The organism is Acinetobacter puyangensis, assembly GCF_900096995.1.
Taxonomy (GTDB): domain Bacteria; phylum Pseudomonadota; class Gammaproteobacteria; order Pseudomonadales; family Moraxellaceae; genus Acinetobacter; species Acinetobacter puyangensis.
Genome location: NZ_OANT01000011.1, coordinates 49414 through 62236 on the forward strand (window position 1 = coordinate 49414; position 12823 = coordinate 62236).

The window sequence follows — 12823 nt, forward strand, 5'->3', positions numbered from 1 at the left end:
GAGTCAGATTTTTAGCTGAACATTGTTTCGCAAGGACAGCCCTGCTTTTTCAAAAGAGGATCTTATAAAAAGAGATAAATCAAAATTTTAATGATTTTTGTTGTGTACAGAGAAAAAATTTATAGAACAACTATCTTTTATGGATTAGCCTTGTTATCGTTTTATATTGGGTCTATTGACATTTCATAAATAGATTGCGTTATAGGCTAAAATTTCTTCAGACTAGGCACAAAGCGAAGTCAATGGTTATTCCCTTGTCGAGCTTTGTAACGATGTATGGGGGAATTTTAGCCATAACCCTTCGGGACAGGGTCGTTTTTTGACGCTACGTCGTTATGAATAGTTCATTTAGAATGACTAAATTTCACTATTCATGCCTAGTATCGCCTAAAAAACGGCCACTGGCGCAAACATAGATGAAGTATCAATAGACCCTAATTTTTTGCAAGATAAATCACGCCAAATACGTGAATGAGAGAAGTGAGAAAGAAAGATGCATCTGCATATCCTGGGTATTTGTGGCACATTTATGGGTTCGTTGGCATTGTTGGCTAGAGCACTTGGACATACTGTGACAGGCAGCGACCAAAATGTTTACCCACCCATGTCGACCCAACTAGAGAATGCAGGCATTGCTCTGATGCAGGGCTATGATCGTAGTCATTTACAACCGCATCCGGATTTGGTTGTTGTTGGAAATGCTATGAAACGCGGTATCGATGCCGTCGAATATATGCTAGATGCAGGCTTGCCATATACTTCAGGACCACAATTTCTGGCAGATCATGTATTGCAGGGCAAACATGTTTTAGGTGTGGCAGGTACTCATGGTAAAACCACGACCACAACCATGCTAGCCTGGGTGCTGGATCAGGCGGGTTTAAATCCCGGATTTCTAATTGGTGGTGTACCGCTTGGTTTTAGTCAAAGTGCCCGTTTGGGTGGTGATTATTTCGTGGTTGAGGCGGATGAATATGATTCGGCATTTTTTGATAAGCGTTCAAAGTTTGTACACTATCATCCACGTACAGCGATTTTAAATAATCTTGAATTTGATCATGCCGATATTTTTGATGATCTGGCTGCGATTCAAAAGCAGTTCCATCATCTGGTGCGTACGATTCCAAGTACTGGACGAATTATTGCACCAATTAGCGAAACCAATATTGATGAAGTCTTACAAATGGGCTGCTGGACGCCTGTTGTACGGACCAGTTTACAGGCAAATGATCAGGCCGAAGTATCTGCCGAATTACTTTCTGCGGATGGTAGCCATTTTAAAGTGTTGCAACATGGTCAGGTGAAAGGTGAAGTCAAATGGAACATGACCGGGCAGCATAGTGTGGCCAATGCATTGGCAACCATTGCTGCGGCTGAACATGTCGGTGTTGAAATTGCCCAAGCCTGTGATGCCTTATCTAGTTTTGGTGGCGTTAAGCGTCGCATGGAATTACTGGGCACCATTCATGGCATTGAAGTTTATGATGATTTTGCTCATCATCCGACAGCGATTGAAACCACACTCGATGGTGCCAGAAAACGTTTGGGTGAACGCCGTCTGTGGGCGATTATTGAACCACGCTCGAATACCATGCGTATGGGCAGCCATAAAGATGGCTTGGCATATTCGGCACGTCTTGCCGATGAAGTGATCTGGTATCAGCCTGCGGGTCTGGACTGGGATTTACAACCTATTGTTGATGCTGCGCCAAATCATGCCCAAGTCAGCCAGTCACTGGACGATATTATTACTCGTGTTAAAAACGAAGCGAAAGCAGGCGATGCAGTGGTAATCATGTCTAATGGTGGTTTCGGCGGATTACATCAAAAATTGATTACGGCATTGCAAGTACCTTAAATCAACGAAATAGGGGTAATATGATTCGATGTTGTTAAACTCGGCAGCCAATGATTTCGTATTACTTGTTCCTATATGTTTGATTTTTATTGGTGTTTTTTCGATCATCTTATGGTTGCAACACCGTCAAATACACTCATTATTCTGGTTAGCGATCGGCGCAGTCAGTGCCGGTGCAGGCTTGCTTGGGCAAAGTCTTATTCCTGCTGAGGCTTTGTTTAAATGGGCCTTCTGGTTAGCATTTATCTATCTGACGACATTTATTGCCTTGGCACAAGCCATTGCTTTACGCTTTCATACACAGATTTCATGGTCTTTTTGCTTCGTTATACTGGTTTTAAATCAGATTGGCATATTTTATTATTCTTTTATCGATGAGCAGATTAGCGTACGCTATGCGATCAATGGTCTCAGTATTTTTCTGATTTTTAGCCATATTTTACCTGCAATTTATCGCGCTAAAATGCGACACCAATTTGATCAATGGTTGAAAAGATGTGCTGTGCTGATGATGGCGTGCCTTTTCTTCCGAGAAGTCCTGCTCATTTATTTAGTGTTTAATGTCAATCCAACCTTTAATTATAGCCAATCCTATATCGGGTTTTTAACCCAATTTATTGGACTATTTTTTCAGTTACTCTTTGCAGCTTTATTAATCGGAACAGGCATTCAGGATACCTTAATCGCCCTAGATAAAGAACGAAATTTTGATGATTTAACGGGGATTTTAAATCGGCGTTCATTCTTTGAAAAAGCCAGTCATTATTTACCAGTTGATTCAAAGCATAGCAATGTACTTTTCATGTGTGATATTGATTATTTTAAACAAGTGAATGATCAATATGGGCATGCTGCGGGAGATCAGGTATTAAAATTTTTTGCAGATAAAGTCTCTTCATTACTGAGATCAAATGATCTGTTTGCCAGAATAGGCGGGGAGGAGTTCGTCTGTATCTTATGTGATGTCTCTTTGCCGCAGGCATTAGAGATCATTGAAAATATACGTCATATTTTAAGTACAAACGTTGTTTCTCCTGAAATACCAGTTCTGGTTACGGCAAGTTTTGGTGCTGTTCAGTTGGACCAATACAATGTATTAGAAGATGCCTTGAAACATGCTGACCAGCTCATGTATCAGGCCAAACTTGCCGGACGTGATAATATTCAACATCGGTTAATAAAATAGATACAGCTTTTTTGTTTCACGTGGAACAATTATTCAGCAGGATATAAAACATCACTAAAGCTAGAATCGCGTCTAAACATCGCATCGGCATAAGCGCAAATCGGAACAATGGTGACTTTTCTTTCACGTGCAAAGGCAATGGCAGCATCGAATAATAACCGTGCGACACCTTGTCCGCGTAATGAATCATCGACCCAAGTGTGATCAATGCTAAAATGATTGGGTGTATTCCAGAAATAGCTTAGTTCGGCAATTTTCTGATGATTTGAGTCGTTGATAAAAAAGCTGCCATTTTGTGTGTTGTCTTGATGTTGAATGTTCATCTAAAACCTAAACTGAAAAAAATAATAGAGGGCTATATTAAAAAATGAGTATAAGCTTAAAATTGAAGAGGTGATAAGGTAAATCTGCTCAAGTGGATAATGAGAGTCTTCGCATGCTTGGTTCGGTATAAAATAGAAGTTGATACATAAAATTTACTTTTAAAGCATCAACTTTTTGATTAATAACATTTAATTTTACTATTTAAATGGATGATCAATAAAGAAAATTGGAGATTTTATTCGCAGTCTCAATCACTTCTATTGCAATCTTATTTTTAAAAGTATCCTCATCATAAGTGCTAACAGGGCAACTGACGGATAAGACAGCCACCATTTCTTGGGAAAGTTGGCGGTAAATTGGTGCAGCACATGCGGCAATATCGTGATTATAGTGGCCCCAACTGGTCATGGATTTTTGTGTCCGTACATAGTCTAAGCGTTTCAATAGCTCTTTAAGATTTTTAGGAGTTAAATCAGAAAACGTATCCCAATCCTGAAACTTTTTATAACGTTTGCGCACTTCTGCTTCGGAAAGATTAGACAGTAATAATTGACCAATGACAGTTGCATGTGCAGGCCAGCGGGTACCGACATGAATATTACTGGTGAAATGTCCTATGGATTGCACATTATTAATAAAAACAATATGGGTGCCTTCGAGAATCGATAAATGAATCGCAATTTTAATGCGATCACGCAGATCTTTCATGATCGGTGTGGAAATATCGGTAAGCGAAAGTTTAGATAAATGGTTAAAACCAAGCTCCATTACTTTGGAATCCAGCGAATATGTTTTCTGTGAAGTTTTTTTCAAATAACCGCACGACTCAAGGGTATAAATCAAGCGAAATGCACTAGAACGGTTCACTTCAATTAATTCTGCGATTTCTGAAATCGTCATTTCGTTGGCGTGATCATTGAATGCTTCCAATATTGCTAAACCACGCATAAGCCTAGGAACTAAATAGCGTTCTTCATTTTTATCTGAATCTGAGTGATTAAATTCTTCAAATTGGGAGACCATGGATAAAAAATTCCTTAATGGTTGATTGATTTGATTTGGTGCAAGGAGCACCTTTTTTTAACATTAAAAACAGTATCTCTAATTTTATATATAAAACTTTTTTTAGCTTGTAAAATGTGTAACATAATATTTCATTTTCTATATATGTTTGAATTATATGTATATCTATTTATTGACATAAAAATAAAATGGGGTTTATGCTCTAGTTATGTTTTACGGATTAAATTATGTTTTGTATATAAAACATTTTGAGGGTTAAAGTATGAGCTGGATTTCTGTTTGCAATGTTGATGATGTGAATGAAGATCAACCCAAAGCAATAGAAATTGATGACAAAAAAATTGGTGTTTTTTTGCTCGAAGATAATTTCTATGCGATAGAAAATGTTTGTCCTCATGCTTATGCACTTTTGACCGAAGGCTTTATCGAAGACCAAAACGTTGAATGTCCGTTGCATGAAGCAATCTTTGATATCCCAACAGGTGAGCTGAAAAGTGGACCGGGATGCCGAAATCTATGTACTTACCCTGTTCGTGTTGAAGGACAGGATGTCCAAATTCAGTTGAATTAAGAAGGAGTGGATTTAATGAAAGCATTTAATCAAAAACTGGCAATGTGGATGAATCCGACGCCTTCAAAAGAAGCCGGAATCAATAATATTCAAATTCCGGGACAAGTCGAACATTTGGTTTGGCAAACCCGATACAAAGAACCTTCTTCTTATGAACAAGATCTGGTGCAACAACTGATTCAGGCATTTAGCACAGGGGTGACTGAACTGGATCAACTGGTGAATCAATTGAATCAACAAGGTTTTCGTCAGGAATCGGGTGAGTTTTGGACTGTCGAACAGTTTAGTGAAGAAATGCAGCGTTTGGGTTATTAAGGGGTAAGGACAATGAATATGCAAGCCAATATCGAAACTGATGTAGCAAGCTATCTGGATCTGGGCTTAAGAGATCAATGGCATCCGGTACTTTCAAGTTGGGAAGTGGGGGCAAATCCTGTTGGGATTACCCGTCTGGGCGAGAATATTGTGGTGTGGCGTGATACCGATGGAAAAATCCATGCACTTGAAGATCGCTGTCCGCATCGTGGTGCCCGTCTATCTTTGGGCTGGAATCTTGGCGATCGCGTCGCTTGCTGGTACCACGGTGTTGAAGTCAATGCCGAAGGTACAGTAGCCGATGTGCCGGCCGTACATGCATGCCCGTTGAAAGGTAGCCAGTGTGTAAAAAGTTATCCCGTGATTGAAAAACATGATGCAATTTTTATCTGGTTTGGTATTGATCCCAATGAAGCACCCAAAGATTTACATTTCCCCGAACAATTGGCAAGTGAGGAATGGAGTGCTTTCCTGTGTCAGGCAGACTGGAAAGTTAATCATCAATATGCCATCGATAATGTAATGGATCCTATGCACGGTACCTATTTGCATTGTACCTCGCATTCTATGGCAGAAGGTGAACGTACCGCAGAAATGAAACATCGCACCACCAAAGATGGTTTTATTTTTGAGAAGGAAGGTCAGACTGGCGTCAATTTTGACTGGGTGGAATATGGTAATACCGGCGCTAGCTGGCTCAGACTTTCTATTCCTTACCGTAAGGAATTTGGTCCAGGAGGTGTGTTCTGGATTGTCGGTTTTGCAACCCCAATCGATGCTAATAATACCCGTGTTTTCTTTTGGAGATGTCGTCAGGTTACTGGCTGGCAACGTCATGTATGGCGGTTTATGTATCGCAACCATCTGGAAAAATTACATTGGGATGTGCTGGAACAAGACCGCATTATTCTGGAAAACCTTGCACCGAATGCACGTCAGCATGAGTTTTTATATCAGCATGATGTGGGCTTGTCACGGTTACGTCGCTTAATGAAAAAAGAAGCTGAAAAGCAATTGAAAAAAATTGCTGCCTTAAAGACAGCTTCTGCTGAGCTGATTCCGATGCAGGACGCTGCTCATGTCTGATTATCCACAATTGTTGCAAGGCAAAAAAATTATTGTCACCGGCGCAGCACGTGGTCTGGGACGTAGTTTTGCAGAAGCGATTGCACAGGCGGGTGCCGAGGTTGTAATGGCAGATATTTTAACCGATGTCTTGCAGTCTGAAGTACAGCTTTTGCAGGAAAAAGGTTTGCCTGTGTCTGGCACCAGTTTGGATTTGGCCAATCAGGATTCTATTTGTGCTGCGGTTGATTTTGCACAGGAAAAAATGTCCGCTATTGATGGTCTGGTCAATTGTGCAGCGCTTGCAACAGGTGTTGGTGGTAAGGACATGATGGACTATGACAGTGATTTATGGGATCGAGTCATGACCGTAAATGTCAAAGGTAGCTGGTTAATGACTCAGGCTTGCGTTCCTTATTTAAAGCAAAGCAAGGCTGGAAAAATTGTCAATATTGCCTCTGATACGGCACTTTGGGGTGCACCTAAGCTCATGGCATATGTCGCTAGTAAAGGCGCAATTTTGTCTATGACACGCTCCATGGCAAGAGAATTGGGTGAATTTAATATTTGCGTGAATACCATTTCTCCAGGATTAACGCTGGTTGAAGCCACCGAATATGTGCCACAACAACGTCATCAGCAGTATGTCACTGGGCGAGCGATTCAGCGGCCTCAGCATCCTGATGATTTGAATGGTACAGCCTTGTATTTGTTATCAGATTTAGCATCGTTTGTCACTGGACAGAATATTCCAGTGAATGGTGGTTTCGTCTTTAATTAAGGAGATTACCGATGATTACGGGAATCGAAATTTTAAAATTTGGTGTAGAAGATCGCACACTAGCACAAAAATTTTTAACGGATTTTGGTTTAAAAGCAACGGCCTCTGATCTTGACGGTGCAGATTTATTCCAAACGCAAAATGGTAGCAAACTCTATCTGTTTGATATTGATGATGAGCGCTTGCCTGCGGCAATCGAAGCCGGTTCAACCTTACGTGAAGTTGTATGGGGCGTAGAGTCTGTCGAAGATCTTACAGATTTGGCAAAAAATCTTCAGGCTGAACAAGGCTTTCAACACACAGACAGCATGGTGCAATGTCTGGATCCCAATGGCATGACCATTACTTTTCAGTCCTCTATTGTACATACCTTACCCGAACTTAAAGCAGAAGGGATTAATCAGTACGGCAGAATTGAGCGGATTAATGCGGCCAGTCCAGTCTATGAACAAGGTGAGCCTATTTCGATTGGTCATGTGGTGTTTTTTACCCCGGATTTAGCCAAAACAGAAAACTTCTATAAAGAAAAGTTAGGTTTCTTTCTTTCAGATGCCTACAAAGATCGTGGCGCGTTTTTACGCTGTCGTGGTACAGGTTATCACCATGATTTGTTTTTATTGTCGGTTCCCAATAAACCTGCCGGTTTAAATCATGTGGCTTTTGTGGTGCGGGATATTCATGAAGTGATTGGCGGTGGTTTGAATATGAATCGTGCCAAATGGTCAACCTTTATTGGTCCGGGTCGTCATCCGATTTCTTCTGCATATTTCTGGTATGTGCATTCACCTTTGGGCGGTGCTTTTGAATATTACACCAATGATGATTATCTGACAGAAGAATGGCAACCCCGTATCGAGGAACATCGCTTGGAATTGTTTACAGAGTGGGCAATTGAAGGTGGTCTGGACCACGATACACGTCGTCAGATCAAAGCGGGTTAATGCACAGATGAGTCAGGAGGGGGAAGCTATGGAAAGAGTGGTTGTCATTGGTGCCGGACAGGCAGCAGGCTGGGCAGTATATACGCTTAGACAACAAGGGTTTAATGGAGAAATTCATGTCGTTTCTAATGAAGACATGGCATTTTATGAACGCCCACCCTTATCAAAACAAGTGCTGGCAAAAGAAGCAAGTTATGACAGTTTAAATTTATTCTCGCCGGAACAGGTACAGGGCTTTTCGATTGAATGGCATAAACCTGATGTGGCCATCGAAATAGACCGTAACAGTAAGCAGGTCGTGCTGCAAAGTGGCAAGGTTTTGCCTTATGACAAGCTGTTAATTGCAACAGGCAGCCGGGCGCGTATACCGGTTCAGACCTGGCAATTTATGCCGAATGTGGTGACTTTGCGTAATGTACAGGATTGCGAACGTCTGGCGGCAATTTTTGAACAATCGGACAACATTGCCATTATTGGTGGTGGCTGGATTGGGCTGGAAATTGCGGCAACCGGAAGGAAACAGGGCAAGAATGTGCATCTGTTTGAATATGGTGAGCGTTTATGTGCACGCAGTGTTAGTCCGGAAGTTTCAGCATTTTTAAAACAGATACATGAAGCACAAGGCATACATATTCATTTGAATTGCCAAAAATTGCATCTAATCGAAACCTCACAACAGAAAATCGAAATTTCAGAAGGTGATATACAGGCCCACACATTTGATTGTGTGGTAGTCGGTGCTGGTGCCGAGATTGCCAAGGAATTAGCCTGCAATGCCGGTCTGGAGGTGAAAGATGGCATTGTGGTGAACCACTTTGGGCAAACCTCTGATCAGGATATTTATGCTGCCGGTGATGTCGCAATCCATCCGACCTTGGGCTTTTGTATTCAATCTTGGGCAAATGCACAAAATCAAGCCATTGCCGCTGCCAAATCCATGTTGGGTGTAGCAACTGAATATAGCGATATTCCGTGGTTATGGTCGGATCAATACCATTTCAACATACAGATTTTAGGTACATATCAGCCAGAGGAAGTGCAAACACTGGTGATACGTAAAACAGGTGATTCGCAAATAAGTTATTTGTATCTTGATGAAAATCAAAAACTTATAAACTTGATCGCGGTGAATGATTCTAAACTTGTCAAGCTTGCGAAACGCTGGATGCAAGCTGGAACACATTTAGATTCCGAGCAATTAGAAAATCCAGAATTTAATGTCATGAAATTAAAACCATAAGCATCAAATTCTGAATTTTCGAGCCAGGTTGAAGGATATACAGATATGGGTAGTGAAGATGAAACAAAAACTGGATTAAAGCATTGGATTCCTGCTTTTGTCTTGATGGTGTGTGTGGTACTCGCATTTTTCGACAAAATCAGTATAGCAGTGTTGTTTTCTGATCCACATTTCCAGAGTTCGATGGGGATTGGAGAAGATAAAGCCAAACTTGGATGGTTAATGACCAGTTTCTTGTTGGCTTATGGATTTTCCTCCATTTTTCTGAGTTTTTTAGGGGATATTTTTAGTCCTAAAAAATTATTGTTCTGGAGCGTTACCTCATGGGGTTTACTCATGTTGTGTATGGGCTTTACCGAACATTATGGTGGCATGCTGTTGTTACGTGTTTTGCTGGGTTTGGCAGAAGGTCCTTTATTTGCGCTGGCATATACCATCGTCAAACAAACTTATACCGATCGTCAGCAGGCTCGTGCATCAACCATGTTTCTTCTTGGAACGCCAATCGGTGCATTTTTAGGTTTCCCCATCACGGCGTATGTATTGGCCAATTACGACTGGCATACCACCTTTTTTGTGATGGCTGTGCTGACCCTGATTGCTCTAATTGCCATTGTGCTGGGCTTACGTAATCTTGAACTGAAAAAGACACGTGATTTACAGCGCAGTGGTGAGATTAAACAGATTGATTTTCAGGGTCATATCAAGAATACCAAAATGTTGCTGAGTAACAATGCATTCTGGCTGGTATGTATTTTTAATATTGCCATGATGACTTATCTCTGGGGTCTCAATAGCTGGGTACCATCTTATCTGATGCAGGACAAAGGATTTAATTTAAAAGAATTTGGTATCTATTCGAGTTTCCCATTTATCGCAATGCTGATTGGTGAAGTAATCGGTGCATTTCTTTCTGACAAGTTTGGTCGTCGTGCGATACAGGTTTCAGGTGGTTTGCTGGTTGCAGGCATATTTATGTATGTCATGGTGATCATGAGTGCACCCGTTCTGATTGTTTTAGCGATGTCGATCAGTGCGATGGCATGGGGATTTGGTGCATCGGCTATCTTTGCCTTATTAGCTCGTGTGACGACAGCTGATGTCGGGGCAACCGCAGGTGGAATTTTTAATGGTCTGGGTAACTTTGCCAGTGCAATTGCGCCAGTGTTGATTGGCTATATTGTCATGCAAACCTCAAATTTTAATCTGGGTATTACTTTCCTGGCTGTTGTTGCTGTCTTGGGATCGTTCTTCCTCATTCCTTTATTGAAACGTTATTAATCTGATTTAAACAGGAGTAAATCGTATGACTACGAAACCAGAAACTTTTGAATCATGGGTACAACCAGAAGATCAAAGTTTGGAACAATGGATTAGTTCCCGGATTGCCAGATTTGAAACACGTAAATATGACTTTGATGCATTGAAGTTTCAGGCCGATTATGATCCAAAATACCGTCGTGCACAAATGCGTTATATGGGTACGGGGGCAACCGGTGTTGCTAAGGACAATAATACCGTACAGGCAGAAAACTTTACCTTCTCGACCATGGTGTTGCCACCGCAATGCGAAGGACCGCTGCATATTCATCATGACGTTGAAGAAGTATTTTTTATGCTGCATGGTGAAATAGACCTATTTATTGAGCATAACGGTGAAAAATTCTCTACACGACTGAAAGAGCGTGATTTGATTTCGATTCCACCGGGTATTTATCGTGGTCTGTATAACCCGAGTCAGGATGATGAAGCCTTGATGTGTGTGATGTTGGGAGCTGGTAAACCGACCATTCCAAATTATCCACCTGAACATCCACTGTCCAAAATCAAACGTAATTAATGGTTTTATCGTTGGGAGAGCAGATGATGACTCTAATTGAAAAGTTGGCACATTATCCGGTGAAGACGGTCAGTCTGAATGGTGTTCAGCAAGGCTATCGGGAATCGGGCGAAGGTCCATATCTGGTTTTACTACACGGGATTAGCTCGGGTTCGGGGTCATGGATCAATCAGCTTGAGCAATTGAGTCATCATTATCATGTGATTGCCTGGGATGCACCGGGTTATGGCTTGTCCGATTGTCTGAATAATTCGCAACCGAGTGCAAAAGATTATGCCGAGCGTTTAAAAGGCTTGCTGGATGTTCTTGGTGCAGATCAGGTCGTTCTGGTTGGTCATTCGCTGGGTGCCATGCAGGCCAGTGCTTTTGCCTATGCTTATCCTGAGCGGGTCAAACAATTGGTGATTGCCAATGTAGCACAAGGCTATCAGCGTCACAGCGAGCAAGAAAAAGCGAAGGTATTTGCCAAACGACCTCAACTGCTGGCAAAGCTTGGTGCCTATGGTCTGGCAAAAGCGCGAGGTCCACATATGCTGTATCAACATGAACCGCAGGCACTGACACTGATTACCAGCGTCATGGAAAAATTACGTCTGGAAGGATTTACTCAAGCCTCTTATTTACTGGCCTATGACGAAATTCGTAATTATATAAAGGATCTAAAAGTTCCGTGCGTGGTGATTGCTGCAAAACAGGATGAGATCACGCCGCCTGAAAATATTCGACGTTTGGTACAGGAAATGGCAACGCAGCAGTTTCTTCAAATCAATCAGGCTGGTCATTTAAGTTATCTCGATCAACCTGAACAATTTAATCAAATTATTTTATCTGCACAATCAGCAACCTTGTAAGAAGGATATAAATATGAGCTTCCAAGTTGAAGGAAAAATCGCAGTGGTCACAGGCGGCTCGTCTGGTATTGGCTTGGCTGTGGTGGAAATTCTGGTTGCAGAAGGTGCAAGGGTTGCATGGTGCGGACGTAATCCAGAGCGTCTGGCACAGTCCAAAGACTATATTCTGGAAAAATTTCCACAGGCAGATATTTTTGTTCAGGCCTGTAATGTACTGGACAAACAGGATGTAGAAAGATTTGCACAGCAGGTTAATACCATTTTTGGCGGTATTGATTTACTGATTAACAATGCAGGACAAGGACGGGTTTCCAATTTTGAAAATACGCAAGATGAAGACTGGATCAAGGAAATTGAGCTGAAATATTTTAGCGTGTTATATCCCATTAAAGCCTTTTTACCGCAATTGAAATGTTCTCAATATGCATCGATTACCAATGTAAATTCCTTGCTGGCCTTACAACCCGAACCACATATGATCGCTACGTCTTCTGCCCGGGCGGCGCTATTGAATTTAACCCATTCGCTGGCGCATGAGTTCTCTCAATTTCATATCCGTGTCAATTCAATTTTATTGGGTATGGTGGAATCTGCGCAGTGGAAAAGACGCTATCAGGAACGTACTGATCGGGACATCAGTTGGGAAGACTGGACAGCAAACATTGCCAAAAAACGTGGCATTCCAATGCAACGGCTAGGAAAACCGGAAGAACCTGCGCATGCACTGGTTTTTCTGGCTTCACCACTGGCGTCCTATACCACAGGCGCAACCATTGATGTTTCTGGCGGCTTTAACAAGCATTTATAAATCAGGTAGATAAGGTAGGT

General features: G+C 41.6%; 14 protein-coding genes. 12 read left to right on the plus strand and 2 right to left on the minus strand.

Translation table 11 applies throughout. The features are described 5' to 3' along the window. The first annotated feature begins 493 nt into the window (after positions 1-493). Positions 494-1858: a UDP-N-acetylmuramate:L-alanyl-gamma-D-glutamyl-meso-diaminopimelate ligase gene (gene mpl / locus CRO21_RS15085; protein ID WP_097080140.1), complete on the plus strand. Its 1365-nt coding sequence runs from the start codon at positions 494-496 to the stop codon at positions 1856-1858. Positions 1859-1886: 28 nt separating this feature from the next. After that, the gene (locus tag CRO21_RS15090) at positions 1887-3044 is read left to right on the plus strand and encodes a GGDEF domain-containing protein (protein ID WP_097080141.1); all 1158 of its coding nucleotides are present in this window, start codon (positions 1887-1889) and stop codon (positions 3042-3044) included. Between the two features lie 29 nt (positions 3045-3073). Here the strand turns inward: CRO21_RS15090 and CRO21_RS15095 are convergent, their stop codons facing one another. Further along, a complete protein-coding gene (locus CRO21_RS15095; RefSeq protein ID WP_097080142.1) occupies positions 3074-3367 on the minus strand; it encodes a GNAT family N-acetyltransferase in 294 nt (97 codons plus the stop codon). 214 nt (positions 3368-3581) lie between these two features. Further along, positions 3582-4391: an IclR family transcriptional regulator gene (locus tag CRO21_RS15100; protein ID WP_097080143.1), complete on the minus strand. Its 810-nt coding sequence runs from the start codon at positions 4389-4391 to the stop codon at positions 3582-3584. Between the two features lie 262 nt (positions 4392-4653). On the opposite strand from CRO21_RS15100, the gene nirD reads away from it, so the two are divergent. Genes nirD through CRO21_RS15150 form a run of 10 tightly spaced genes read left to right on the plus strand, consistent with a single transcriptional unit; the run spans position 4654 to position 12803 of the window. Continuing rightward, positions 4654-4962, plus strand: a complete 309-nt coding sequence (nirD, locus tag CRO21_RS15105; RefSeq protein ID WP_097080144.1) for a nitrite reductase small subunit NirD — start codon at positions 4654-4656, stop codon at positions 4960-4962. A gap of 15 nt (positions 4963-4977) precedes the next feature. Beyond that, positions 4978-5277, plus strand: coding sequence for a recombinase-like helix-turn-helix domain-containing protein (locus CRO21_RS15110; protein WP_097080145.1), 300 nt, complete (start codon positions 4978-4980; stop codon positions 5275-5277). A gap of 12 nt (positions 5278-5289) precedes the next feature. After that, entirely contained in the window at positions 5290-6363 is a 1074-nt protein-coding gene (locus tag CRO21_RS15115) for an aromatic ring-hydroxylating oxygenase subunit alpha (protein ID WP_097080146.1), read from the plus strand. Next, positions 6356-7123, plus strand: coding sequence for an SDR family oxidoreductase (locus CRO21_RS15120; RefSeq protein ID WP_097080147.1), 768 nt, complete (start codon positions 6356-6358; stop codon positions 7121-7123). The genes CRO21_RS15115 and CRO21_RS15120 overlap by 8 nt, the downstream gene beginning before the upstream one ends. A gap of 11 nt (positions 7124-7134) precedes the next feature. Further along, a complete protein-coding gene (locus CRO21_RS15125; protein ID WP_097080148.1) occupies positions 7135-8064 on the plus strand; it encodes a VOC family protein in 930 nt (309 codons plus the stop codon). A 28-nt stretch (positions 8065-8092) separates the two neighbouring features. Continuing rightward, positions 8093-9304: an NAD(P)/FAD-dependent oxidoreductase gene (locus tag CRO21_RS15130; protein ID WP_097080149.1), complete on the plus strand. Its 1212-nt coding sequence runs from the start codon at positions 8093-8095 to the stop codon at positions 9302-9304. 45 nt (positions 9305-9349) lie between these two features. Then, complete coding sequence (locus CRO21_RS15135) at positions 9350-10585, plus strand: MFS transporter (protein ID WP_097080150.1); 1236 nt, start codon at positions 9350-9352, stop codon at positions 10583-10585. A 25-nt stretch (positions 10586-10610) separates the two neighbouring features. Then, on the plus strand, positions 10611-11144 hold the full coding sequence (locus CRO21_RS15140; RefSeq protein WP_097080151.1) for a cupin domain-containing protein: 534 nt from the start codon (positions 10611-10613) through the stop codon (positions 11142-11144). Positions 11145-11167: 23 nt separating this feature from the next. Then, the gene (locus CRO21_RS15145; RefSeq protein ID WP_097080152.1) at positions 11168-11995 is read left to right on the plus strand and encodes an alpha/beta fold hydrolase; all 828 of its coding nucleotides are present in this window, start codon (positions 11168-11170) and stop codon (positions 11993-11995) included. Positions 11996-12008: 13 nt separating this feature from the next. Next, complete coding sequence (locus CRO21_RS15150; RefSeq protein WP_097080153.1) at positions 12009-12803, plus strand: SDR family oxidoreductase; 795 nt, start codon at positions 12009-12011, stop codon at positions 12801-12803. Positions 12804-12823 lie beyond the last annotated feature (20 nt).